Raw genomic sequence first — 25234 nt, 5'->3', positions numbered from 1 at the left:
CGAGGATCGCCATGCCCTCGTTTCCGATTATCGACAGCCACCTGCACATCTGGCGCCCTGACCTGCTCGATATGTCATGGTTGAAGTCGGCGGGAAAACTCAATCGAGGCTTCACTTTGCAGGACTTCGACGAAGCAAGGGCGGACGTCGAGGTCGAGGCAATGGTGTTCGTGGAGTGCGATGTGGATGAAACCGCCACCCTGGCGGAAGCCAGATGGGTGGCGGACGTCGCCCAGCAGGACCACCGCATCAGGGCGATCGTCGCGCATGCGCCGATACACAAGGGAGACGCCGTTCGGAGCCACCTAGAGAAGTTGCGCGACATCGTACTGGTGCGGGGCGTACGAAGGCTGCTTCAGCAGGAAGCCGACGCGGATTTCGCGCTGAGACCCGATTTCATCGACGGACTAAAGGCGCTGTCGGAATTCGGATGGTCGTTCGATATCTGCATCACCTACCGGCAGATGGAAAGCACCATCAAGTTGGTGCGACGGTTTCCCGAGATGCGATTTGTCCTCGACCACATCGGCAAGCCAGGTATTCGGGAGCAGCGCTTTCGGCCATGGGCCGACCAGATGAAGGAACTTGCTCGATCCGGGAACGTCGTTTGCAAACTGTCGGGCGTTGCAACGGAGGCGGACCATGAGCACTGGACAGTCAGGGATATCGAGCCGTTCATGACAACCGCGCTGGAGGCCTTTGGGCCTAAGCGTCTGATGTTCGCCGGCGACTGGCCCGTGGCGACCAACGCCGTGTCCTATGTGGGCTGGGTCCATGCCGTCGATCAGGTCATGTCGAAGCTCGGCGGTTCTGAACTGCGGGCGCTGTACCGCGACAATGCCATCGAGACCTACAAACTGAACGTCTAACGACATAGCGGCTCGTATTCGACTGCCTTATGCTGTGATAACATGTAACAGCTTGGACCTTGAAGGGACGCGGTCGCCGGGGAGAAGCATATGAAAGACATCGGTCGGCCATCCGCGCGCCAGCTGCTGATCGCGGCAGCCGTGCTGGTCCTCCTGACGGGTGGCGCGACGGTGCCGGGCCTGTTCAGCTTCGACAACATCACCCAGATGCTGAGGCAGATATCCGTGACGGGGATAATTGCCCTTGGCGTGACATTCGTGGTCATAGCCGGCCGCCTGGACCTGACCGTGGGTTCGCTTCTGTCGCTTTGCGCCGTGGTGGCAATCACACTTCACGACGAGATATCGCCCGTCGCCGCGGTCACTGTCCCGATCATCATCGGCTTGGTGGTCGGGTGCATAAATGGGTTCCTCGTCGCGATCCTTCGGCTGAACTCATTGATTGCCACTCTTGGCATGCTTTCGGTTCTCCAGGCGGTCGCCCTCGTTTGGACGAGCGGACAGAATGCCCTCATCGATCGGCCTGAGGCTACGTGGTTCGCGGTGATCGGCCGCGGCTACCTGCTCGACGTCCCGATCCCGGTGCTGATCTTTCTCCTGCTTGCGGCATTGACCGCAATCCTGCTTGGAATGACCCGGTTCGGCAGGGAGGTCTTCTCCGTCGGTGGCAACGAGATCGCCAGTCGCTTCTCATCCATAGCCGCCAGGCAGGTGCTTTTCACTTGCTATATGATTTCCGGCACGTTGACGGGGATGGCGGCCATCGTCTTCAGCTCACGGGTGATGGCAGCGCAAAACAACTCTGGTTCAGGCCTCGAGCTGCAGGTGCTGTCGGCGGTTATCCTCGGAGGGACAAGCCTGGCCGGCGGTGACGGCGGTATCGGCCGCACCATTATTGGCGTGGTCCTGTTGGGATTTATACAAAACGCGCTCCTGCTCATCGGCCTGCCTTATTACGTGCAGTGGCTGGTTTCGTGGGTCGTGATTATCGGTGTCGTATGGGCGGACGTAGCCTCCCGGCGCGGTAGGGTTCTCGCATGAGCATCGGGGACATCAAAATGGCAAGCAGCCGGCAAGAGGCAGCGCACGGCCCTCATGCAGGAATGAGGCTCGTGGAATCCGTGAGATACCTGGCCCGAAACCCCGTCTGGCTGCTCGGTCTGGGGCTCTTCATTTTCTTTTCCGTGACCACCTCACACTTTCTGACGGCCTACAACCTGTCGAATGTGCTCTTCCAGTGCGCGCTGGTCGGTCTGCTTGCCACCGGCCTCACTCCCGTCATCATCAGTGGAAACATCGACCTCAGCGTCGGGGCGGTCGTCGGCCTCTCGTCTTGTCTCGTCATCGGCATGCAAGAGCAGATCGGGTTGGCAGGCGCGATTGCCGTAGCGTTAGGTAGCGGCCTCTGTCTTGGCCTCCTGAACGGGCTCGCCGTTGAGCGCCTGGGTGTCAGCTCGTTCATCATAACGCTCGCTGGGATGATTGGCACGAGGGGTTTGGCGTTCCTGTACGCCGGCGACACCTCCTTGTCGGCGATCGACGAACAGCTGTACGACCTCACCATGTTGCATGTCGGCCCGGTCACGCTGATCCCCTTTATATTTCTGACTGCCGTGTTGTGTTTCCAATGGATGCTTCGGCGTACCGTGCACGGCAGGAATACCTACGCCATTGGCGGAAGCCGATCGGCATCGACAAATGCCGGGATTCCCGTGTCGCGGCATGTCGTGATCAACTTCATCATCTGCGGATTGATGGCGGCGATATGTGGGGTCGCCATGGCGGCCAACCTGGGAGCGGCCACGCCCAGCTACGGCAAGGATTATGAGTTGTGGGCAGTGATCGCTGTCGTCCTCGGCGGCACCCGTCTGCGCGGCGGCAAGGGCGACCTGATCGGAACATTCGCGGCGGTGCTGGCACTGGCCATCCTGCGCAACGGCCTCAACATGCTTCACGTTGCCCCCTTCTACATCCCGGGCATCATGGGGTTGGCGCTGATCGCAGCGCTCGTTCTGGACAGACAGCTCAACCGTGCAAGCAAGACAGCCGAATGACGCTCGCGCCAATCAAGGGAGGCTCTCAGATGTCGATTGCGCCGCAACCATTGCAATCGCAGCCCGAAGCAACGCAGGGGGCGATCATTTCACTCGAAGGCGTCGGAAGGACATTTCCGGGCGTGATTGCGCTTTCGGACGTCACGTTCGACGTGCTGCCGGGCGAAGTGCATGCACTATGCGGCGAAAACGGCGCCGGTAAAAGTACGCTCATGCGCGTCATGGCCGGAAGTTTCCCGCAAGACAGCGGTACGATAAGCTATCGCGGCGAAACGGTGACTTTCGCCAGCCCCATGGATGCCAAGCGTCGCGGCATCCTTCTCATCCACCAAGAAATTTCGCTTGTCCCGGAATTGAGCGTTGCCGAAAATATCTTCCTCGGCGATTTCCCGAAGCTGCGGGGCGGCCGCCTCGATACGAAAAAACTCTACCGCGATGCCGAACACGTTCTTGAAGATTGTGGGTACGATCTCGATGCGCATGCCATTGTGGGCGACCTGTCGCTCGCGCGCCAGCAAATGGTCGAGATCGCGAGGGCTACGGCGTTCAATTGCTCGGTCGTCATTTTCGACGAACCGACAGGGGCGCTCACCAACCAGGAGGCCGAGGCACTTTTCGTCACGATCGACCGCTTGAAAAAGCGCGGTGTCGGCATCGTCTACATATCGCACAAGATGAAAGAGGTGCTGACGCTTGCCGACAGGGTGACGGTCCTGCGTGACGGAAAGGTCACCGGCACGCTATCTGGCGAAAAGATCACAGAGCGCGAGATCACGCGCCTCATGATCGGTCGCTCGCTCGACAGCTATTTTCATCGCGCGCGGCGCCGGATCGGCGAAGAAGTTCTCCGCCTTGAGGGCTTCGGTGTGGGCGGCTCCGCAAAGACCGTCGATCTCAGTATCCGCGCTGGAGAAATAGTCGGTTTGTACGGGCTCGTCGGGGCCGGACGATCAGAGCTCATGGAAGCGGTTTTCGGCTTGCGCAAAATCACTTCGGGCAAATTGTCATGGTGCGGCCAATTGCGGGAAATCAGCTCTCCCAAAGATGCCGTGCGGCTTGGCATCGGCTTCGTACCGGAAGACCGCAAGGAACAGGGCTTGGTCCTTGGATTGGGAGCGCGCGACAACACCAGCATGGCGTCGTTGCGCCGGCTGGTCCGCTTCGGCTTCATGGATACGATCAAAGAACAGTCGATCTTCGAGAAGTATCGCGAACGTCTCGAGATCAAAGTGTCTACCGCCAAGACCCGTGTCGGAACGCTCAGTGGTGGAAACCAGCAGAAGATCGTTCTTGCCAAATGGATGGCGACGGCGCCCAAGCTTCTGATCCTCGACGAGCCGACCCGGGGCATTGATGTCAATGCGAAAGCAGAAGTGCATGCCCTGATCGGCGAACTCGCCGAGAGCGGCCTCGCGGTCATCCTCATTTCCTCCGAAATGCCCGAGATCATTGGTTTGAGCCACAGGATCGTCACCATCTACCAAGGCGAGGTGACCGGCGATCTTGCAGCAGAGCACGTCACCGAGGACATGTTGGTGGAGCGTGTCATGAACCCGCCCGAGCGGTTCGCAGATTTGTTGATTGGTTGAGGCAGCAGCATGGACAATCTAACTTCCAAGGTCGCACTTGTTACCGGCGGCTCGCGGGGCCTTGGCCGGGAAATCGCCCTTGGTCTGGCCAATGAAGGGTGCGACGTCGCAGTTCACTTCAATGCCGACAAACAATCCGCCGACGCTGTCGTCGATGAGATAAAGGCCAAAGGCCGCAGGGCCGTGGCCATCGGCGCCGATCTTTCCGATCCAGCGCGGGCCGCGGAACTCGTGCGGATGGTGGGGGCTTCCCTGGGATCGATCGACGTGCTCGTCAACAATGCGGGGATCAATCCCTCCAGGACGATCGACCAGGTATCAGGGCAAGATTGGGAGCGATCCCTTCAGGTCAACCTGAGTCCCGCTTTCCACACCACCCAAACGGCGCTGCCGGAGATGCGGCGGCGCAAGTGGGGCCGCCTCATCTTTATCTCTTCGATCGCTGCGCAAACCGGCGGCATCATCGGTCCCCACTATGCCGCCAGCAAGGCTGGTCTCATCGGTCTCGCTCACTACTACGCCAACGCCCTTGCCAAGGAAGGCATCACCGCCAATGTCCTTGCTCCGGCGTTGATCGAGACGGACATGATCACGAACAATCCTGCAATCAAACCAACGCTGATCCCCGTTGGTCGTTTCGGCCAGCCGGACGAAGTCGCCTCGGTTGCCGTCAACCTTGCACGGAACGGCTACATCACCGGGCAGACGATCAACATCAATGGCGGCTGGTACATGAGTTCCTGAGCGCCCCGTCTGGGTCAGCCCACAAACGATCGCGGTTGGCAGTTTTCATTCAGTCGTTGCGATTTCAGCCAAGGCGAGAAGGCCGCTCCGTCCCGCAGGCGACGGCGGCCTTTCGATATCTCAGCCCAGGTTTACCCACACCGACTTGGTCTGCGTGTACTGTGACAGCGCTTCGAGGCACTTGTCGCGCCCGTTGCCGGTCTGCTTGTACCCACCCCAGATCGAAGTCATGTCGCCATGGTCGAAGCAGTTGACCCAGACGACGCCGGCTTCGATGTCACGAGCGAACGTGTGGGCTTTCGAAATGTCGCGTGTCCATATGGATGCCGCCAGGCCGTAGATGGAATCGTTGGCGATTGCGATTGCGTCCTCGGCCCCGTCTACGGGAATGATGGTCGCTACGGGCCCGAAGATTTCCTCGCGCGCGATCCGCATGTTGTTGTTGACGCCCGTGAACAGCGTCGGCTCGACATAGGCTCCCGATGGCGCGGACGCCAGCGTGCCCCCGCCGAACCTCAGCGAAGCCCCTTCCTGCCGGCCGATGTCGATGTAGCTCAGCACCCGCTTCTGGTGCGATGCGGTGACGAGTGGCCCAATGGTGGTCGATGGATCGAGCGGATCGCCGAGCACGAAGCTCTGCTTGGTGCGGGCGGCAAACCGTTCGACGAAATCGTCGTGGATGCTCCTGTCGACCAGGATGCGCGATCCGGCGTTGCAGACCTCGCCCTGGTTGCCATAGATACCGTTGACGGCATAGGTAACGGCGGTGTCGAGATCGTCGAAGTCGCCGAGGATGATTTGCGGGGTCTTGCCGCCACATTCGGTGCTGACCCGCTTCATGTTCGACTGTCCAGAGTAGATCATCAGCAGCTTGCCGACTTCCGTGGAGCCCGTGAAGCCGATCTTGTCGACGTCGTTGTGAAGAGCGAGCGCCTTTCCCGCTTCCTCGCCAAGACCGTGGACCACATTGAGAACGCCTGGAGGACCGCCCGCTTCGATGAAGAGTTCTGCAAGCAGGTTTGCCGACAATGGGGATTGTTCAGCCGGCTTCAGAACGACGGAGTTACCGGTCGCCAGGGCCGGGCCGAGTTTCCAGGCCGCCATCATCAATGGATAGTTCCAAGGCACGATCAAGCCGACCACGCCCAGGGGCTGCCTGAGGATGTAGTGCAACGCGCTGGCCGTCGTCGCGGTCACCGCGCCTTCGATCTTGTCGATCGTTTCGGAGAAGAACTTCAGGGACATGACCGATCCGGGGATGTCGATGTTTATCATGTCCATCACGGGTTTGCCCATGTCGAGACTGTCAAGGATCGCGAACTCCTCGGCATTGGATGCGATGAGGCCAGAGAATTTCTCAAGTACCGCCATCCGACCGCGTGGGTCCATACGCGACCACACACCTGACTTGAACGCCTTGCGAGCCGCGATCACCGCACGGTCGATCTCGGCCTCGCCACCGCGGGCGACGTCCGCGATCGTCTCGCCGGTCGCCGGGTTGATCGTCGGGAAGGTTCGTCCGTCGACGGAGCCAACATAGGCTCCATCGATGAAGTGCTGCGTGCGGAATTCAAGCGACCCGGCCTTGGTCCGCCAGAAGTCGTGGGTATAGGTCGAGGCATCCATGCTGATCTCCCTTCAATGGACTATGATTCACGGCGGTCGCGCAGCAGCGTGACCGAGAGGATGATGAGGACGAAGGACACAGCGACGATCACTGTTCCGACGGCGTTGATCTCGGGCGTGATGCCGCGCCGCAGCGTCGAATAGATGTAGATCGGCAGCGTGACCTCGCGCCCGGTCAAGAAATAGGTGACGGGTATCTCGTCGAAGGACAGGGTGAAGCACAGCAGCGCGGAGCCGAAGATCGAACTTCTGATGGCTGGGAGGGTCACGCGCCGGAAGGTCTCGACAGAGGTCGCCCCCAGGTCGGCGGACGCCTCGAGCTGCCGGCGATTAAGCTTGGCGAGACGCGCCATCACTTGTGAGACGACAACGCCGAGTAGCGCCGTGGCGTGACCGATCACCACCGCCGTCAGGCTTTGTGGGATACCGATCTGCTTGTAGAAGTTCAGCATGGCGATGCCCGTGACGATGCCTGGAAGGCTGAGCGGCAGCAGGATTGCGTTCTGAAAAAGCCGCTTGCCGGGGAACTCGTAGCGGTCGAGCGCGAGCGCGGCGGCCACGCCGATGACGACGCTGAGCGCCGTCGCGAACGAGGCGACCACGAGGCTGTTCGACAGCGCGCGCAGCATCTGTTCGTTGGAGAGGAACGCCTCGTACCAGTGAAGCGTGAAGCCAGCCAGGGGAAAGGACGTGACCTTGCTGTCGTTGAAGGAAAAGACGACCAGGATGACGATCGGCAGATACAGAAAGGCGAGCACCGCGAGGCTGACGCCCACCATGCCCTTTTGCCACCATCTTAGTGCATTCACGTCGGCCTCCTCATGCCAGATCGACGCGACCGGCACGGTCAAGTCGCATCGAAAGCTGCAGAAGGACCAAAACAAGGGCCAGGACCACAGTGGCCAGCGCGGATCCGAGCGGCCAGTTGAGGGCCGTCCCGAACTGCGTCTGGAGCAAGTTGGCAACCATCGTTCCATTGGGACCGCCCACGAGGACAGGGGCAACGAAGTCGCCGAAGGCCAGGCAAAACGTCATCGTGGCGCCAGCGATGACGCCGCCCAGAGAAAGTGGAAAGATCACCTTCCAGAAGGTCATGAAGGGACCGACGCCCAGATCCTCTGATGCCTCGATCAGACGTCTTGGAATGTTGTCCAGAACCGTAAACAGCGGCATCACCATGAAAGGCACGAAAATGTAGACCAGCGTGATCACCATGGCGGTCTGATTATAGAGGAAGATGTCGAGTGGGGCATCGACGATGCCAGTTGAAACCAGCAGCGAGTTCAGCGCCCCGTCAGTGCCGAGAATGATCTTCCATGTGTAGGCGCGCAGCAGGTACGACACCCAGAGCGGCACGATTACCGACATGTAGAGAAGGTTGCGAAGTGCCGCCGATCTCACGGTGAACACCAGGAAATAAGCAAGCGGATACCCCAGGATGACGGCGCCCAAGGTGACGAAGGTCGCGATCTTCAGCGTCCTCACAATCACAGTCGTGTATTGCGGGTCGGAGAAGATCTGCACGTAGTTGCCGAACTGAAAATCCGGATGGAAGAGAGGAAATTGCCGGGTCCAGAAACCGACGGAAATCATGATGGCATAGGGAACCACAAGAAGGAGAAGAACCCATGCCAGTGGCAGCGAGAACAGGGCAAGGAAGCTTGCAAGCGTGCGGCGCGTCAACGTCATTCCTGGTCTTCCTTCGCGTTGAAGACCATGACGTCGTCCGGGTCGACCAGCAGGGTAATGTGGCTGCCAGGTTCAACCCCCGATGGAGATGAAACGGCCGTCCGGGGCAGCTCGGCGAAGAGAGGCATGGTGATTCCGTCCAGACCCAGTTCGAGACGCAGGCGGTCCCCATGGAAGAGGCTTTCCCTGATCACGCATTCCAGCGAATTGGTGGCTCCGGACGTCGCGGCGACAAAGCGCTCCGGTCGAATTCCAAGGGTGATCCTTCTGCCAGGTTCCCGCATCGCGGTCGCCCGACGGGAGCGCACCACCATGCCATTGCCGATGCGAAACGCGGCCGTGTCGCCGTCGCGTCCGATCAGTTCGGCCGGGACGAGGTTGGCCCCGCCAATGAAATCCGCCACGTAAGGATTGGCCGGATTGTCATAGAGCTCGATCGGCGAGCCGATCTGGGAGATGCGCCCCTGGTTCATGACGACGATGCGATCGGAAAGCGCGAGCGCCTCGGTCTGGTCATGGGTTACCATCAGGAAGGTGATGCCAAGCTCGCGGTGAAGGCGCTTGAGCTCGACTTGCATGCCCTCGCGCAGCTTGACGTCGAGCGCCGAAAGCGGCTCGTCCAGCAGCAGCACTCGGGGCCGGCGCACGATCGCTCTCGCCATTGCGACGCGCTGACGTTGGCCACCCGACAGTTCACCGGGGCGGCGATGCGCCATCCCCTCCAAGCCTACCAAAGTCACGGCTTCGCCGACACGCTTTGCCCGCTCCGCCTTGGGGACATTGTTCGATTTGACGGAGAGGCCATAGCCGATGTTGTCGGACACGCTCATGTTGGGAAACAGCGCATAGTCCTGGAAAACCGTGTTGACGGGACGATGATAGGGCGCGCGCTCGGTGACATCCTGGCCGGAGATCGAGATGCGGCCGGCGCTCGCCTGTTCAAAGCCGCCAATCAGCCTCAGGGTCGTCGTCTTGCCGCAACCGGAGGGGCCGAGCAGCGTGACGAACTCGCCTTCCGCGATGGCGAGGTCGGTCGGATGCAGGGCGGTGAAGGCGCCATAGGTTTTCGCAACGCCTTCAAGCGCCACGATCGATTTGGAAGTCATTGGTTCCCCAGACTTTTTATTGTTTCGTAAGTGGCGAGCGTGGCCGCGGTCGGGCCACGCTGTCGGCTCGATCAGGGGGCGGCCTTCACGGCGTTCCAGACTTCCAGATACTTGTCGAGGCGTTTCGGCTGCTGCCACATGACGAGGCTCTTGACGAACTCGATATTGTTGACCTGGCGCTCCTTCTTGAGCTCGTCGCTCATGCAGCTTTCCACTGCCTTGGGATTGACCGGGAAGTAGCCAGTGGATTCGGCGATGCCGCACTGGCCGTCCGCGGACTGCATGAAGGACATGAACTTGTAGGCGCAGTCCTGGTTGGGCGTGTCCTTGACCAGCATCATTGAGTCCATCCAGCCCTCGGCCTTTTCCTTCGGCGTGAACTCGACGACCTCGAAGCCCTTCTTGAGGTTGTTGACGTCCTTGCTCGTAAGCCCGGTCCAGGCGTTGGAGACGTACACCTCCTGGTTGGCCATCAACTCGGTCAATTCGCCGGCCGACGCCCAGTATTTGCGGATCAGTGGCTTTTGTTCGATCAGCTTCGCCTTGACAGCGTCCAGCTGCTCGTCGGTCAGGTCGAAGACGTTGTTGTAGCCCAGATAGCGAGCTGTCCAGTAGATCGCTGACTTGTCGTCCCACAACGAAATCTTGCCCTTGTACGCCGGGTCGAAGAGAACCGAGATCGAGTCCGGTTTGGTGGTGAACTTGTCAGGCCTGTAGATCAGTGACACCGACCCCCAAACGAGGGGCACGGCCCAGGTTGCACCCTCCGCCACGAAGTCGCTGTTTTTTGAGAATTCCGGATAGATGCTGTCATGGCCTTGGACCTTGGCCGTGTCGATCGCCTGTACGAAGCCCGCAAGCCGCATCATCGGCACCGTGTCGAGGGATGGTGTGATGATGTCGTACACACCGCCACCGGCCGCCAGCTTGGCCGCGAAATCGTCATTCGAGCCGACGTAGGAAGCTGTCACCTTGCATCCGGATTCGGTCTGGAACTTGGAGATGAACTTGTCGGCTGCGTAGCCCTCCCATGTGAGGATATTGAGTTCTGCAGCTGTGGCGGCCAACGTCTGTGCAGTGATGGCAACGGCCGCGAACGCGGCGATCATTGGTGTCTTGAGTGTTCTCATTCTCATTCCCCTTTCCTTTTTCAAAGCTCATTGTCTCTGTTTGGTTTTCCTAACGAGGGTCGCGATATCGATGCCGAGCGACTTGGCGGCGCTGCGTTTGCTTCGATTTCCGGCGATGGATTTTTCAATGACCCAAGCCTCGAACTCCCGAACCATGTCCTTGAGGTTGGCAGAGGGAGCCGCGTCGATGGGGTCGGCGTGCCTTGGAATGGAGACGGCCGTCGGGGTCGGCACAATGAAGTGCTCTGCAAGCGCCACCTGGTCGGCGGCCGCGGCGGCGCGCTCGAGAATGTTGACGAGCTCCCGTATGTTGCCGGGATATCCATGCGCCTTAAGTCTATCCATGAACTCGGGCGAGAGCCTGAGTTGCGGCTTGCGCCCAAGATTGAGGCGGCGAAGATGATGATCGGCCAACGCCTCCACCAAGCCTGTCTGGTTTCTCAGGGGCGGAAGCTCGAAAGCCATGACGGCGATGCGGTAATACAGATCGCCCCTGAACGCACCGCTGGCCACCTGATCCGACAGGTTCTCACTGGTTGCCGCGATGACCCGTACCCTCGCCTGCCGCCGCTGTGCGGAGCCGAGCCGGCTGAAGGTTTGCGTCTCCAGAACGGCGACGAGCTTCGACTGCGAGGACGCGGATAGATCGGTGACCTGGTCGAGGAAGAGAATGCCGCCGTCGGCAGCCTCCAGATAGCCGAGCTTGCCGCGTGTCGAAGTGTCCATCGGCGAGCCTGGCTCGATGCCGAACATTTCCCCCTCGAACTGGTCGTCGGAAAGCATGCCGCATCTGACATGGATGAACGGCGGCGCCTCAGGGTCCCCTGCCCTTCCCGCCGCCAGGGCGAGTTCAGTCTTTCCGGTTCCCGTCTCTCCCGTGAACAGCACGTTCGCCCCCCGCTCGAGGGCGGTCCTTGCCTGCTTTGCGATGGCCTCGATCGGAGGTAGCCGGACCAGACGCGTCCTTGCGCTCCCCCACGCCTCTGCCTCGAAGCGGAAATTATCCGACACGTCGGCGCTTCGGCCGTGCCGGCCGGCCTCCCTCATCGTCAAAAGCGCGCCATAGGCTCCGCCATCGGCGGTGCGCAGGATGCTCAGTGATGCGACGACGCTTCGCTGCGAGTTGAGGAGGCCGGCCACTTCGACGCGCTTGAGCTGCTGAAGGGCAGCGGAGAGTTTCTGTACGACAGGGCCTGCCGTCTTGGCGTGCTTTGCCAGTTCGGAGCCGACAAGGTCGCCGCCGGCCAGATTGAGCAGGAGCTCGAGCTTGCTGTTGACGAGTTTGATCTTGCCATCGACTTCAAGGAGCGCCGCTCCATCGGGAAGAGCTTCCAGAAAGGAACCAAATTGTGCATCGTCAATGAAAGACGGCCGCAGCCGGCGGTTGGCAAGGTTGGTGACGTCGTTGGCGTAGAACTTCATCACAAGGCCTCCTCTGCGAGGAGGCGAGTGCGGCGTTTGGCTCTGCGCCGTGCTGTCAGGACGTAACGTCGAACCTCGCCCTCCATGCGAGCGGAACGAAAGCGCCATGTGTCACGGCTGTCATCTGCCGAAATGACCCCAAGGTCGCATTCGCCATCCTCGCCATCTGAAGCCGCTCGGCGAAGCTTTTCGACGGCATTGCGCGTTTCGATGAAGTGCTGGATCGAACGTCCGAGAATCTGGTCGGCAGGGCGAGCCCAGGCGGCCTCAGCGGCCGGATTGGCTGCAAGAACCGCGCCCTGTTCGGAAATGACCAGGATTGGATCGGGAGTTGCGCTCAATATGTCGAGCATCGTGTCGGCTCGATCGGACAGTTGTTGTTCGCGCCTCTTGTGTGGACCAATATCCCGTGTCGTTCCCCAAAGACGGATCAGACGTCCGTCCTTGATGGCGGCACGGAAGTCGTTCTCAACGAGCATCTCGCTGCCGTCATGCCTGCGGTCAATGGCGGCGGCATGATCAAGTCGGTAGTTCGATCGTACGAGATCTCTCACCATCTGGCGGTTGACCTCGGTGTCGGGGAAATATCTCGACACGGCCTGCAAATTGAAGTCGAGGCCTTCCGGCACCCGGTAAAGCCGTGCCATCGCCTCATTGCAGGCGCGCCAGCGGCTCTCATTGGAAAATACCCGTTTGACGATCTCCTCTTCGGCAAGTGAGGTATCGACTGGGTCGAGGAATTCGATGCACCAGCACGCTTCTGTCGCCGCACCGATCATCTGAGAGAGGATTTCAACGCGCTCCACCAGTTCGGGGCCGATGCCCAACGTGGCAGGTGAAAGGGCCTGCTTGATGATGGCGAGGCCACGCGGCGCGTCTGGAATGGCGCTCGCAACCATCGGCACCTCGCTGTAGGAGGGCGTGTTTACCCAGATCGGAAACGTGGCATCCGCAATATGCTGTCCTTTGGCGATTGCCCTCAGCAACTGCGCGGACGTGCTGCTGTAGACGCGCTCGAGCGGCAGACCGCCCACTTCCCTGGCTTCGATCCCAAGTTCACGGGCCTCGAAATCGTTGACTTCTGATATGCGCCCCTCCTCATCGATCCAGTCGATCATGAGGAAGCCTAGATCGGCGATTGATGGCTTGGACGTCTTCATCTTGTGATCCTGCTGAGGGAAAGAGGGCGCATGTCCCACAGCGGCTGAATTCGGAAACGCGATGATCCAGCCACAGGGGACAACGAAGGCAATGCTAAATTCGCTTATACGGCAATTAAAATGGTTCAGGATGGACACTTGTGTGCACCGCCGCATCAAAATGATGCACATTTGCATCGTTTCGCCTCGGTATCGCACTGCGGACTTCACTGGGCTGCGGAAATTCGCGCATCTCATGACTGCAGCAGGTGCGTCAGGCAAGCCGCGCGAGTTGCCCCTTTTTGCATCGCCGCGATGCGATAGCCGACGTGGCGGCCAATTTTCTTGATATCGGCATTGATCATTTTCCCCACGCGTACCCGTGAGACGCCAACCGTGCGAGGGATATAGCTTGCCGATGCAGAATTGGCGCCGCAACTGCCACAGGCCACCGGTGCGTCGGCCCTTGTTCCGATCGAACACGCCGGTCCTGCACCAAGTCAGAAAGGAAACCGAGGAAACGGTCAATTTGACGGAGCTGGATGCTTCTCGCGGTCGAACACCCAGGAAGGCGCCAGGTCAGGCGCGACAATCTCTGTATGGTCCATACCTGAGCGGTGTGAGTAATCGTGGGTGAAGTTCTGTCTTTCATCATGCAGTTTTTTACCCGCGCGATAGGCGGCGGCAGCCCCAACGGAACGCCCTGAGCAGACCATCGGAGGGGCATGTTTCCGTTCATGCTTTGCGGTGAGTGGGTAACTCCCCGACCAGATGGCTAGGGCCTAAAAACCGTCTGCAACTTTCTCTACAGCAAAGGCGGGCGTTGGTAGGGCACGACCCCCTGCGTAGCGACCACCATTTTGCCGCCGCCCGGTGCTGGAATACGATCGACAAGTGCCTCTACCCTATAGTTGCGATTTTTGCGTAAAAACGGGAGTAGCCATTCTGCATCGTCGTTGTAGAACACCATCTTCTCGGCAGCCCTCACCAATTCGCTGTTTACCTCTCGCGTTTCTTCAGGTCTCAGCCCGCGAAACCGCGCACGAAAATAAGGGAACGAAAAGTACGGTTCCGTGCCACGTTCGCGGATCTTCGGATATATGCGAATCGCAATGTCAGGGGCCAATGGCGCTGTCTTGCTCACGACCCGATTGTCGTTCGCCGACCATCTTGGCTGGGTGTTGGTCGATCGCAATGCGACTGGCCGAAAGATCAAGCCAGTTTATTATTTTGTATCACCCCATCCGAATAAGACGAAGTGCCATGAACATTGAAATCCCAAGGTCGCTGCGGGACGCGCTGGTTGTTGATGCCGAACGTTTGGCTTCTTTGCACGCTCGGTTCGAGCCGAGATCATGGCCAATTAACCTCTGCCTCGATCAGTGCAGACCGAATTCGCGCAGCAATTCTTCGCGATAGTGCACGAAGCGGCTTTCGCTGCGCTCGCGCGGGCGTGGCACGTCGATGTCGATCAGCCGCGCCGCGCCGCCTTTCTCCTTGGGCAGGATCAGCACGCGGTCCGCCAGATAGATCGCCTCTTCCAGATCGTGGGTGACCATCACCATGGTGACGTTCTCTTCGCTCCAGATGCGCGCCAGTTCCTCCTGCATGCCGATCTTGGTCATGGCGTCCAGCGCTCCCAGCGGCTCGTCGAGCAGAAGAATTTCGGGCTGGACGGTGAGTGCCCGGGCGATGCCGACGCGCTGCGCCATACCGCCGGAAAGCTGGTTCGGAAAGGCGTCGGCGAATTCGGCAAGGCCGACCAGCCCGACGTAGAAGCGTGCGCGTTCCTCGGCTTGCTTCTTGGGCACGCCGCGGACTTCAAGGCCAAAAGCGACATTGCCGAGTACGGTCAGCCAGGGCAGCAGGCGCGGTTCCTGGAAGATCACCGCGCGCTCGGCGCCGACGCCATGCACCGGCTTGCCGTCGATGGCGACGCCGCCGCTGTCGGCCGCCTCCAGCCCAGCAAGAATGCGCAGCAGCGTGGTCTTGCCAGAGCCGCTGGCGCCGACAATGACCAGGCATTCCCCCGAACGAATGTCGAGGTTGAGCGTCCGCAGCACGGCGAGCTGGCGCCCGCCGAGGCTGAAGGATTTGGAGAGGTCGCGGATCGAGACCTCTCCGCCACGATTGGAACCGGTCATCTCATCTCTCAGTTGTTTCAGAGCTTAGTTGGTCTTGGTTTCGCCGGGCCGGTACAGAATGTCGGCAGCTTTCAGCTTGCCCTTGGCCAGGCGGCCGTCGCGCTCCAGCACGGCAACCCAGAAATCTATGTCGCGGTTCGTCGCCTGCGCACCTTCTCGCAGACCAAAGCCGGTCCAGTAGCGGGCGAGATCGCCGTTTTCACCGCGTTTGTTGAGGATAGTGGCCAAAACCTTGCGGGCTTCATCCGGGTTCTGGCGCGACCAGTCTGAAGCGCGCGCCGACTGTTCGACGAAGTTGCGCGCCGCATCCGGATTGGCGGCAATGAAGTCGCGCCGCAGCACGACGAAGCCGCCGGCGAGTTCGCCGAGCACCTGGGTATCGTCGAACACGCCGCGCACGCCGCCATTGGCGACCAGCTCGCCGGCAAAGGTTGCCTGCCAGTAGCCGAGCCCGGCTATATCGACTTGGCGCGAGCGCAAGGTCTGCTCCAGCTGCGGACCGGGCACCACCACGAGGTTGGCTGCCTCCGGCGGTAGACCGACGCTGTGCAGCGCCTCGCGCACCGTGTAGTCGAGATGGGCGCCGAGCGTGTTGACCGAGATGGTCTTGCCGGCAATGTCCGCGATCGATTTGATTGGGCTGTCCTCGAGCACGTAGAAAACGCTTTTCACGTCCTTGTTGATGCCATTGCTCGGATAAACGGCGACGAAGTCGTTGCCGCCGGAGATCGAATTGATCACGGCGGCGGTCGCGGCGCCGCCAATGTCGACGCTGCCAGACGCCAGCGCAAACAGCGATTCCGGCCCGCCGCCCGCGTAGCCGGCATTTTCCAATTCAACACCGAGGCCCTTGTAGTAACCGAGCTCGTCGGCGAGCTCATGCGGAGAAATGCTGCCACGGCTGGCGAGGTAGCGGAACTTGACGGGTGCGCCTTGCGCAAAGGCGAAGCGGGGCAGCCCGGCGGCGATAATGCCGGCGGCAATGGGTGCACCGGCAAGCAGGGAACGACGAGTGATTTTCATGATCGGGTCTTTCCTGGATTGAGAGCGGCGGGCCTAGATTGAGAGGGTTGGTCAGTTGACGGGATTGCTCCAGCGGCACAGCCGCCGCTGCAGGACAACCAGCGCCTGGTTGGCGATCAGGCCGAGGCCGGCGAGGATGACGATTGCCGCAAACATCAGCGGGATCTGGAAATTGTACTGCGCGTTCATCACCTGGAAGCCGATGCCCTTGTTGGCGCCGATCATTTCGGACGCGATCAGCAGCAGCAGCGCGGTGGTGGCGCTCAGCCGCAAGCCGACGAAGATCGACGGCACGGCGCCCGGCAGCACGACGCGGCGGAATATGGTGAGCCGGCTCGCACCATAGACGCGCGCCATTTCGAGCAGCTTCGGATCGACTTCCTTGACGCCGCTGGTGGTGTTGAGCAGCAGCGGAAACAGGGTCGCCCAGAAGATGACGAAAATCTTGGAGGTTTCGCCCAGCCCCAAGAGCAGAATGAACACCGGGTAGAGCGCCAGCGCCGAGGTCTGCCGGAAGACCTGCAGGATCGGATCGAAGGCGGTTTCGACGGCGCGGACCTGGCCCATGAACAGGCCAAGCGGGATGGCGACGGCGACAGCTGCCGCAAAGGCAATGCCGGCTCGCTGCAGGCTGATGGAGATGTCGCCGAGCAGGGCGCCGCCGATAAGCCCTTTCCACAGGGCGGCGACAATCTTGTCAACGGGCGGCAGCACGGATGCATTGACCCATCCCACACTGCTCGCCAGCTGCCAGAGAACCAGGAACCCTACAAGGACCCCGTAGCGCGACAGGAAGCGGACGGCGGCTCGGCCATTCCAGCGTAGGAAATCCGCGGCGAGCCTGGTTCCGTTGCCATGCGTGCCGATGATGGCCGGCCGCTCGATGTGCTGCAAAGTCATCGTCATGCCCTTTCCTTGGAAGATTGTTGGCGCGTCGGGGAATTATTCGGCGGCCAGCACGGTGGAACGCGCAGCGGTCCATGGGTTTTCCGGCCGCCTGAGACCGAGATTCTCGCGCAGTGTGCGGCCCTCGTAAGCGGTGCGAAACAAACCGCGCCGCTGCAGCTCGGGGATGACCAGGTCGACGAAGTCGTCGAGCGCACCGGGCAGCCAGGGCGGCAGGATGTTGAAGCCGTCGGCGGCGTCGCTGGTGAACCATTCCTCCAGCTGGTCGGCGACTTCCGTGGCGCTTCCAACGATGGTGTAGTGGCCGCGCGCCGTCGCCACCCATTGGTAGAGCTGGCGGATGGTGAAGTTGTGCTCGTCTGCGATCTGCCGGATCAACGCCTGGCGGCTCTTCATGCCTTCGGTTTCCTTGCTCGGCGGCAGTGGGCCGTCGATCGGATAGCCCCTGATGTCGAGCGTCTGGCCGGCCAGGCTATTGAGTAGGGCCACGCCATCCTCGGGCAGGATCAGGTCGTTCAGCTGCTGATATTTGGCGCGCGCTTCTTCCGTTGTGCGGCCGACGAAGGGCGCCACGCCGGGCATGATCAGCACCTGGTCGGGATCACGGCCGACGGAAGCCACGCGCGCCTTGATGTCGCGGTAGAATTCCTGCGCGGTTTCGAGCTTCTGATGAGCGGTGAAGATCACCTCTGCCGAATGCGCGGCGAGCCCGCGTCCATCCTCGGACTGTCCGGCCTGCACCACCACCGGATGGCCTTGTACCGGGCGCGGCACGTTGAGCGGACCCTTGACGCTGAAATGCTCACCCTTATGATTGATGTCGTGCAATTTGTCCTTGTCGTAGAAGCGGCCCGACTGCTTGTCGCGGATGAAGGCGTCGTCCTCCCAGCTGTCCCACAGCGCCTTGACCGTCTCGACATGTTCATGCGCCCGTGCATAGCGGTCGGCATGGTTGGGCTGGACATCTCGGTTGAAGTTCTGGGCGGTCTCGTCGCCGGCCGAGGTCACGACATTCCAGCCCGCGCGGCCATTCGACAACAGATCGAGCGACGCGAATTTGCGCGCCAGCGTATAGGGCTCTTCATAGGTGGTGGAGGCCGTGGCAATGAAGCCCAGATGCGTGGTCAGCGGCGCCAAAGCCGCAAACAGGGTCACCGGCTCGAAGCCGGCGATCTTGGCATTGCCGCCTTCGCGGGCGCCGAGGCCGACGGTCAGGCTGTCGGCCAGGAAAAAGGCGTCGAACAGGCCGCGCTCGGCGGTCAGCGCAAGCTGCTTGTGGAACTCGAAATTTGTGGCACCGTCGGCCGGCGCATCGGGATGGCGCCAGGCGGCAATGTGCTGGCCGCCGCCGGGCAGGAAAGCACCAAGTTTGATCTGACGGGCCTGCCTGGACTTGCTGGATCTGGTCATTGCGGTTTCCTTCTGGGCTATAGGGGAAGGGAATGTGAATGTCGGTCGCGCGCTTCAGGCGGCGCGGTTGACGCTGAAGGGCGCTGCGAGCACCCGGCATGCCTCGGCCACTGCTTGGCGGGCGCGAGCGTGGATGGCTTGCGACACCAGCAGGCCATCCGTGAAGTCCTTGTCGGAAGCGTAGATCGCGGTCGGCATGGTCAGCGCCTCGAAGAAGCCGAACAAGGGCCGCAGCTGGTGCTCGACGATCAGCGAGTGACGCTCGCCGCCACCGGTGGCAGCCAAGATGACCGGCTTGCCGCGCAGCGAGGACGGGTCGAGCAGGTCGAAGAAATGCTTGAACAACCCGGTGTAGCTGCCTTTGAAAGTCGGGGAACCGATCACCAGCACGTCGGCGCCCGTCACTTGCTCGACAATGTTGCGGGCCGATGGATCCAGATCACCAATGCGCCTGGCCAGCGGCAAAGACGGACCGAGATCCTCAATATCGAAAACGGTTTCAGTGGCGCCGATTCCGTTCGCCAGTTCGCCCGTGATGTGGCTGATGAACGTCCTGGTCTTTGATGGACGGGTCAGGTTGCCCGATACTCCTACCACCAGCTTTCTCGACATTTTGGGCTCCTCGCAAAGCATTCGATGTGCATTAAGCCTAGCGATTTTGTAGAATTAAATGAGCGAGAGGATTTCAAAACAGAGCCGGCAGGGGGATTGAGTTTGCGCGTTCGAGCCGTTCCTTGGATCAGCAGGTGCGGATTTTGGCCCTACGGTCTTCAGCACAGCCCGGGTTCAAGTCCCCGCTCGACATCGCAATTGCCCCGACGAAGAGCAAGGCGGAGCAAGCGCCGCGTTGAGGCGGCTCCCGAAGCTTCGCAACGACCGTCAAGGGGCGTGGGCCTGAAAGCTCGCCCGTCTTCGCGTCGCCGGTTGTCATGGTGGCACCACGAGAAGCGACCAGCATTCACCGCCCGACTGCGCAGGAGCGATACTGAACCGGGCGGAGAATTCGCACCTGCCGTTTCGAAAGCGGGATCGAACGCGACAGGGTTTCCGGTCGATCGGCTCATTGCAGCATTTCGTGTCGATCTTTTCCGCCGTCCGATACCTTTTCGTCCCATCCCAGACCAACCGCTCCGCAGCCCAAATTCGAACCCATCGACGCCAGGCCATGGCCGCGTGGGAAGCCGTGAGTGCACGGCCTGCCTGAAAAGCGCGGTGTTGGCCTCACGCGGCCAATTTCAAACAACATGACAACGCACAGGGATTACATCTTGGGCGCCTGCATTTCCGAAGATTTGCGCGGAACAAAGCCAAGGCTGAATCCGAACAACCCGGCAATCCTCTGTAGCGTCTCCACCGTCGGATTAGCCTTGCCTGTCTCAATCTCGGCGACCTGACGTTTCGTAGTCCCTGTGATCTCGGCGAATTGCTCCTGCGTCAGGCCAAGTGACCTCCGGATTTCCGCCACTGCATCAGGAAATCGCAACTCGCCTGCTTCGGCTTTTTCACGAAGGAGGGCGCGTAGAGTGCTGATCTCTGCCTTACTTGGCTTCTTCCATCTTGGCATCCTCGTCTGCCCTTATGTAGCTGGCGCTGTGATCTCGTCGGAAGACGCAGCCAGGACATTGCTGGCGACCTCATCGCATCGGATCATTGCTAAATCGATCACCTCTTGCGGAATGTTGAACTCGGCCGCACGGTTGCGCCACTCCGGCAGGCGCTCCGCGAACCCGCAGATGTCGCCTAGCAGACGGTTGGCGTTTTCTTGATTATCCGGGAAAATTCCCCTGCAAACTTCGGCCCAATCGGGAGAGGTGTCGCGATGAGTATCCCTCATGGAGGCCCAACGAGTCGACTTCACGATGCCCTCGGTAGCAAGCTGCATTGGAGCAAAATCGAACAACGGTGCGAGTGTTGCGCCCCCATTAGGTCCCTTCGACATGGCGGTATTTCGCCCATGATTGTCAGGATTGCCGAACGCCCGATTAGCGATGTCACGCTTCACATATTCAACGATGTCCATGTAGGGATCATTGGAATACAGTTTTAGAACATCGATATAGTCCTCGTGGCTCGCAAGATGTCCGAAATCGGCCACGCCGATTGCCGATACCATGCTTTCTTGACCAACGCGCACCACGGTTGCGTCATGTCGGACCTCGCGGTCAAAGCGCGGGATGATCAGAACGCCTTCGGCATAGACCGACGGTTTATAGACATTGAGACCAATTTCGCGAGCAAGCGCAGAGTAACCGGCCTCGGCCTGGAGGATTAGCCGGTCCCGTTCGTCTTTGCTCCTCAACAGTTTGACTATGAAATGACCAACGGCTTCGTCATCCCGCACAAATGCGTCAGGATAATAAAGACCGTCGTGTGCCAGCGTCAAAGCGACCTTCGGCCATTCGCCCTGTAGTCCGCTTGAACCCGATGCCAGCAAGCCAAATCGGTCGACGACCTCAATGAAGAGATCGCTCCGTCCCAATATGTCATTCTCGGTCACCCCGACGCGTGTAACGTTCGCAAGCCTATCCTGCTCGGCAGCGGCAGCCTCGCGAATACGGATATTCCCAACCGGGTTGCCAGCGGCGCGAATTAGAAGTGGCAAGTCCGAGGAACGGGACTCCACGTCGATTTTCATATGTTCCGCGAGCTTTCGCCTAGCATGGCCCTGTGGCATCAGATCGAGTAGAAACGGAGGCCAGGTTGGAAGATATCGATTTTCTAGATCGACAGGATACCGAACCGACAGAGCACGTGCGTCAGTGACATCACCGTGGGCATTCCGGTCCGCCGCTGCATGCTCCATGAAATAGTCCACGTCATACTCGACAACCGATTGGCCTCGGTAGCCATGGTTTTCATCATCTATTTCGAGGAAGGCGCTCTGACGCCACTCCCCTTTCCAGAATGTCTCAATAGTAAGTTTCATATGATTACAGACCCTTTAAGTGGTATCAATAATCGTAACTAGCGCAGTTTTCAACCCCTAAAGGGGTCTAATTATAAGGATTTGACGTGAGAAACCCGTCAGGTGTCAGCGCGCGCCATGTGGGCTGGAGTGGGTATTTGCGACACCTGCCCGGCTGATCCGACCGCACCGCTGGCCGCCGCGACAACCACCGTCTCACCCGGCTTTGTCTATCCGATGGTGAGCAAGCCGGCATAGGCGGTGAAGCACGGCATACAGAGTACGCCGAGCGCCGTCGTAACGGGCGCTGCGACGGGGTCGAGCTTGCGCGGTCCGACACCAACGGACAGCGCAAAACTCTGCCATCCCGAATGGGAGAGCACGATGTCCCCTTCGGCAAATTCCGCACGGCGAGATCTGACGACGCGCGCCACGGTGCCGCCGTCCATGACCCATCGATCTTGACCGGCTTGGCGTAGGATTTGGCGTCGTTTAAGCGGCCGCGAACATAGGGATCAAGTAACAGATAGAGGATCTGCAGCACGCCTGCCAAAAATTCCTGTCAGCTGCGATCGCCCATCCGTGCGAGGGTTATCTTCTGTTCATTGATCGTGCGGACCGCATCCATGACTGTCCGCGAAGCGGATGATGAGACGTTTGATTGCCCCTTCAGGACGCGATGCACCGTACCGACGCCGACGCTCGCCGCCGCGGCAATTTCCTTGATGGTTCCCAGTCGTTCGATCCCGATCGCCGGTTCGTATGTCATGTCCAACTCTCCTCGCCACAATGAGAAACGGGCGGCGGCTGCACAGCCGCGGCTGCGCAGCCTCCTGCATCAGGTCTTGCGGCTCTTCTGGCGATAGACGTCGGCAATCACGGCGGCGATAATGATCAGGCCCTTGATGATCTCCTGATAGAAAGCATCGACGCGCAGGAAGGTGAAGCCCGACATCATCGTGCCGAGAATAATCGTGCCGATCACCGTGCCTGTGATGCGGCCGACGCCGCCGGTCAGCGAGGTGCCGCCGATCACGGCTGCGGCAATCGCGTCAAGTTCGTACATCACACCCATTCCGGCCTGCGCAGTTTGCGCGCGCGATGCGGTGACAATGCCGGCGACGCCCGCGAGCAGACCGGCGACGGCATAGACCTTGATCAGGTGGCGCTCGACGTCGATGCCGGAGACACGTGCGGCCTGCACATTGGCGCCGATGGCGTAGGTGAACTTGCCATAGCGCGTATAGCGCAGCGCCACGTGGAAGATCACGGCGACCACCAGAAAAACCACCACCGGCCAGATGCCCGAGCCGATGAAGGTGAACTGGTCGGTCAGTCCCGACACCGGTTGACCCTTGGTGTACCACTTGCACAAGCCCCGCGCGGATACCATCGTGCCCAGCGTCGCGATGAAGGGCGGGATCTTGGTGTAGGCGATCAGCGCTCCGTTGAACACGCCAGCGAGCAGGCCGACTGCCAGTCCGACCAGGATCGGGATGACAAACGGCAAGTCGGTGAGCGAGGGATAGAGTGCTTTGGTCCAGGCCGACGATTGCGCCAGGCTGGCCGCGATCATGGCCGTCAGGCCAACCATGGAACCCGACGACAGGTCGATGCCGCCGGTGATGATGACTTGGGTGACGCCCACCGCAATGATGCCGATGACCGAGACCTGCAGGATCATGATCTTCAGGCGTTGCGCATTCATCAGGAAGCTCTGGCCGACAAAGATCCAGCCGAGCAGTTCGAACACCAGTGCAATTCCAAGCAAGATGAGAAGGATGTTGGCTTCGACCGGCAGTCGGCGCCTGTTGGCCCCGATCCCAGTGAAAACGGCGGGTCCCGGCAATGTGCTGTTCGTTGACATGTTGTATCCTCCCTAGTTGTGTTTGGGTCCTATTTCGAAGCCAGTTCCATGATCTTGACCTGTGTCGCCTCTGCCCGATCGAGAATCCCCGTGACGTGTCCTTCGTGCATGACCAGGATGCGGTCACTCATGCCGAGCACCTCGGGCATTTCCGACGAGATCATCATCACCGCCACGCCATCGCGCGCGAGTTCCGTGACCAAGCGATGTATTTCGGCCTTGGCCCCAACGTCGATGCCGCGCGTCGGCTCGTCGAGGATGAGAATCCTCGGCTTGGTCAGGAGCCAGCGCCCAATCAGCACCTTCTGCTGGTTGCCGCCGGACAGGTTTTCGATGCGTTGCGCGAGATTTGGCGTTTTGACGCGCAGCGTTTCGCTCATCAGCGTGCAGGCGCTGGTGATGCCCTTTTCGGCCACGAAGCCGCGTGACACGTAGTCTTGCTGCAACACGGCGATCTGCATGTTCTCGAGGATATCGAGGATGAGCAGGCAACCGGTTTCCTTGCGGTCCTCGGTCAGCAGCGCCATGCGGTGACGAATAGCGACGTTCGGCGACGAGATGGTCACCGGCTTGCCGTGGATCTCTATGGAGCCCGAACTAGCCGGCGTCACACCGAAGATCGCTTCGGCGACGTTGGAGCGGCCGGAACCCACCAGCCCGGCGACGCCCAGGATTTCGCCGGCACGGATGTCGAAGGAGACGTCGCGGAAGACCCCGTCGAGCGTCAGGTTCTTCACCGACAGCACGACGTCGCCGATCGGAACTTCCTCTTTCGGAAACATCTGTGTGATCTCGCGTCCGACCATCATGCGGATGATGTCGTCACGGGTCACATCACTCGAAAGGTGGGTGCCGATGTATCGGCCGTCGCGAAACACCGAAAACTCGTCGGCGATCTCGAACAGCTCGTTCATCTTGTGGGTGATGTAGATAATGCCTTTGCCCTGCGCTTTCAGGTCGCGGATGATGGTGAACAGGTGGGAGACCTCGCGCTCGGTCAGCGCCGATGTCGGTTCGTCCATAATCAGCACGTCAGATTCGTAGGAGACAGCCTTGGCGATCTCGACCATCTGCCGGTTGGCGACGGTGAGATCGCGCACCTGCACCTGCGGATGGATGTTGATGTTGAGCCGCCGGAACAGATCCGCCGTCATCTTGTTCATTGTGGTATGGTCGACGAGGCCGAAGCGGTTCAGCGGCTCGCGCCTGATCCAGATGTTCTCCGCCACCGTCATGTAGGGCATCAGGTTCAGTTCCTGATGGATCATGGCGATGCCGTTCTCGAGTGCGTCCAGCGGCGACTTCAACTGGATAGGCTTGCCGCGCAGATGCAGCTCGCCGCGGTCGGGATGATAGATGCCGGCGATGATCTTCATCAGCGTGGACTTGCCCGCACCGTTCTCGCCCATCAGCGCATGAACCGTTCCGGGCCGCAGCCTGAACGACACGTCGTCGAGTGCAACGACGCCAGGAAATTCCTTGCGGGCGTTCTCGATGGTCAACAGATATTCGGAACCTGCGGCCGAAGCCCTGTCGCGGGCGGCGGCCGGTATCGATGCACTGCTCATGGCGTGCTCCTCCTCCTAGGGTGATTTTCGGCTGGGCGCGCGG

General features: G+C 60.4%; 24 protein-coding genes and 2 pseudogenes. 6 read left to right on the top strand and 20 right to left on the bottom strand.

All coding sequences use genetic code 11. From position 1 onward, the window contains the following. The first annotated feature begins 11 nt into the window (after positions 1–11). The 5 genes from C8D77_RS02280 to C8D77_RS02260 all read left to right on the top strand — a co-directional run bounded on the left by C8D77_RS02280 (position 12) and on the right by C8D77_RS02260 (position 5256). Positions 12–869 carry an amidohydrolase family protein gene (locus tag C8D77_RS02280; RefSeq protein WP_109658957.1) on the top strand — a complete coding sequence of 286 codons (858 nt, stop codon included), beginning with the start codon at positions 12–14 and terminating at the stop codon, positions 867–869. A 90-nt stretch (positions 870–959) separates the two neighbouring features. Further along, positions 960–1910 (top strand): ABC transporter permease, encoded by a 951-nt coding sequence (locus C8D77_RS02275; RefSeq protein WP_109658956.1) that lies wholly within the window; start codon positions 960–962, stop codon positions 1908–1910. Then, positions 1907–2923, top strand: coding sequence for an ABC transporter permease (locus C8D77_RS02270; RefSeq protein ID WP_210266355.1), 1017 nt, complete (start codon positions 1907–1909; stop codon positions 2921–2923). Before C8D77_RS02275 ends, C8D77_RS02270 begins: the two co-directional genes overlap by 4 nt. A gap of 29 nt (positions 2924–2952) precedes the next feature. After that, a complete protein-coding gene (locus C8D77_RS02265; protein WP_109658955.1) occupies positions 2953–4512 on the top strand; it encodes a sugar ABC transporter ATP-binding protein in 1560 nt (519 codons plus the stop codon). A 9-nt stretch (positions 4513–4521) separates the two neighbouring features. Continuing rightward, positions 4522–5256 (top strand): SDR family NAD(P)-dependent oxidoreductase, encoded by a 735-nt coding sequence (locus C8D77_RS02260; protein ID WP_109658954.1) that lies wholly within the window; start codon positions 4522–4524, stop codon positions 5254–5256. A gap of 120 nt (positions 5257–5376) precedes the next feature. On the opposite strand, the gene C8D77_RS02255 is transcribed toward C8D77_RS02260, so the two are convergent. From C8D77_RS02255 to msuE, 14 genes are all read right to left on the bottom strand, one after another. Further along, on the bottom strand, positions 5377–6882 hold the full coding sequence (locus C8D77_RS02255) for an aldehyde dehydrogenase (protein ID WP_109658953.1): 1506 nt from the start codon (positions 6880–6882) through the stop codon (positions 5377–5379). A gap of 20 nt (positions 6883–6902) precedes the next feature. Next, positions 6903–7691, bottom strand: coding sequence for an ABC transporter permease (locus C8D77_RS02250; protein WP_109661174.1), 789 nt, complete (start codon positions 7689–7691; stop codon positions 6903–6905). A gap of 10 nt (positions 7692–7701) precedes the next feature. Continuing rightward, complete coding sequence (locus C8D77_RS02245) at positions 7702–8565, bottom strand: ABC transporter permease (protein WP_245951612.1); 864 nt, start codon at positions 8563–8565, stop codon at positions 7702–7704. Positions 8566–8567: 2 nt separating this feature from the next. Next, on the bottom strand, positions 8568–9677 hold the full coding sequence (locus tag C8D77_RS02240) for an ABC transporter ATP-binding protein (RefSeq protein ID WP_109658951.1): 1110 nt from the start codon (positions 9675–9677) through the stop codon (positions 8568–8570). Between the two features lie 71 nt (positions 9678–9748). Continuing rightward, positions 9749–10807, bottom strand: coding sequence for an ABC transporter substrate-binding protein (locus tag C8D77_RS02235; protein ID WP_245951610.1), 1059 nt, complete (start codon positions 10805–10807; stop codon positions 9749–9751). 27 nt (positions 10808–10834) lie between these two features. Beyond that, the gene (locus C8D77_RS02230; protein WP_170136654.1) at positions 10835–12229 is read right to left on the bottom strand and encodes a sigma 54-interacting transcriptional regulator; all 1395 of its coding nucleotides are present in this window, start codon (positions 12227–12229) and stop codon (positions 10835–10837) included. Then, positions 12229–13527 (bottom strand): PAS domain-containing protein, encoded by a 1299-nt coding sequence (locus C8D77_RS02225; protein WP_170136653.1) that lies wholly within the window; start codon positions 13525–13527, stop codon positions 12229–12231. Before C8D77_RS02225 ends, C8D77_RS02230 begins: the two co-directional genes overlap by 1 nt. Positions 13528–13892: 365 nt before the next feature. Then, positions 13893–14084, bottom strand: a complete 192-nt coding sequence (locus C8D77_RS39045; RefSeq protein ID WP_109658948.1) for a MobA/MobL family protein — start codon at positions 14082–14084, stop codon at positions 13893–13895. Between the two features lie 89 nt (positions 14085–14173). Beyond that, entirely contained in the window at positions 14174–14512 is a 339-nt protein-coding gene (locus C8D77_RS02215) for a hypothetical protein (RefSeq protein WP_146211760.1), read from the bottom strand. 235 nt (positions 14513–14747) lie between these two features. After that, the gene (locus C8D77_RS02210) at positions 14748–15512 is read right to left on the bottom strand and encodes an ABC transporter ATP-binding protein (RefSeq protein ID WP_109658946.1); all 765 of its coding nucleotides are present in this window, start codon (positions 15510–15512) and stop codon (positions 14748–14750) included. A 24-nt stretch (positions 15513–15536) separates the two neighbouring features. Continuing rightward, positions 15537–16535 (bottom strand): ABC transporter substrate-binding protein, encoded by a 999-nt coding sequence (locus C8D77_RS02205; protein WP_109658945.1) that lies wholly within the window; start codon positions 16533–16535, stop codon positions 15537–15539. Positions 16536–16586: 51 nt separating this feature from the next. Then, positions 16587–17435, bottom strand: coding sequence for an ABC transporter permease (locus C8D77_RS02200; RefSeq protein WP_109661170.1), 849 nt, complete (start codon positions 17433–17435; stop codon positions 16587–16589). Positions 17436–17477: 42 nt separating this feature from the next. Continuing rightward, complete coding sequence (locus C8D77_RS02195; protein ID WP_109658944.1) at positions 17478–18851, bottom strand: LLM class flavin-dependent oxidoreductase; 1374 nt, start codon at positions 18849–18851, stop codon at positions 17478–17480. Positions 18852–18905: 54 nt separating this feature from the next. Further along, positions 18906–19463 (bottom strand): FMN reductase, encoded by a 558-nt coding sequence (gene msuE, locus C8D77_RS02190; protein WP_109661168.1) that lies wholly within the window; start codon positions 19461–19463, stop codon positions 18906–18908. A gap of 376 nt (positions 19464–19839) precedes the next feature. On the opposite strand from msuE, the pseudogene C8D77_RS39040 reads away from it, so the two are divergent. Next, positions 19840–20055 (top strand): annotated as a pseudogene (locus C8D77_RS39040) (IS6 family transposase); the annotation flags it as partial. Between the two features lie 57 nt (positions 20056–20112). Here C8D77_RS39040 and C8D77_RS02185 read toward each other — a convergent pair. The 6 genes and pseudogenes from C8D77_RS02185 to C8D77_RS02160 all read right to left on the bottom strand — a co-directional run bounded on the left by C8D77_RS02185 (position 20113) and on the right by C8D77_RS02160 (position 25191). Continuing rightward, positions 20113–20415, bottom strand: coding sequence for a helix-turn-helix domain-containing protein (locus C8D77_RS02185; RefSeq protein ID WP_109658943.1), 303 nt, complete (start codon positions 20413–20415; stop codon positions 20113–20115). A gap of 12 nt (positions 20416–20427) precedes the next feature. Beyond that, complete coding sequence (locus C8D77_RS02180) at positions 20428–21777, bottom strand: type II toxin-antitoxin system HipA family toxin (RefSeq protein WP_109658942.1); 1350 nt, start codon at positions 21775–21777, stop codon at positions 20428–20430. A gap of 134 nt (positions 21778–21911) precedes the next feature. Continuing rightward, positions 21912–22300: pseudogene (locus tag C8D77_RS02175) on the bottom strand (NADP-dependent oxidoreductase); the annotation flags it as partial. Positions 22301–22318: 18 nt separating this feature from the next. Then, positions 22319–22525, bottom strand: a complete 207-nt coding sequence (locus tag C8D77_RS02170) for a LacI family DNA-binding transcriptional regulator (protein WP_109658941.1) — start codon at positions 22523–22525, stop codon at positions 22319–22321. Positions 22526–22594: 69 nt separating this feature from the next. Then, positions 22595–23623, bottom strand: coding sequence for an ABC transporter permease (locus tag C8D77_RS02165; protein WP_109658940.1), 1029 nt, complete (start codon positions 23621–23623; stop codon positions 22595–22597). A gap of 29 nt (positions 23624–23652) precedes the next feature. Continuing rightward, the gene (locus C8D77_RS02160; protein ID WP_109658939.1) at positions 23653–25191 is read right to left on the bottom strand and encodes a sugar ABC transporter ATP-binding protein; all 1539 of its coding nucleotides are present in this window, start codon (positions 25189–25191) and stop codon (positions 23653–23655) included. Positions 25192–25234 lie beyond the last annotated feature (43 nt).

It is taken from the genome of Mesorhizobium loti, assembly GCF_003148495.1.
Lineage (GTDB): Bacteria > Pseudomonadota > Alphaproteobacteria > Rhizobiales > Rhizobiaceae > Mesorhizobium > Mesorhizobium loti.
The sequence above is the reverse complement of the archived record's forward strand: the minus strand, read 5'-3'. Positions and strand labels throughout refer to the sequence as shown.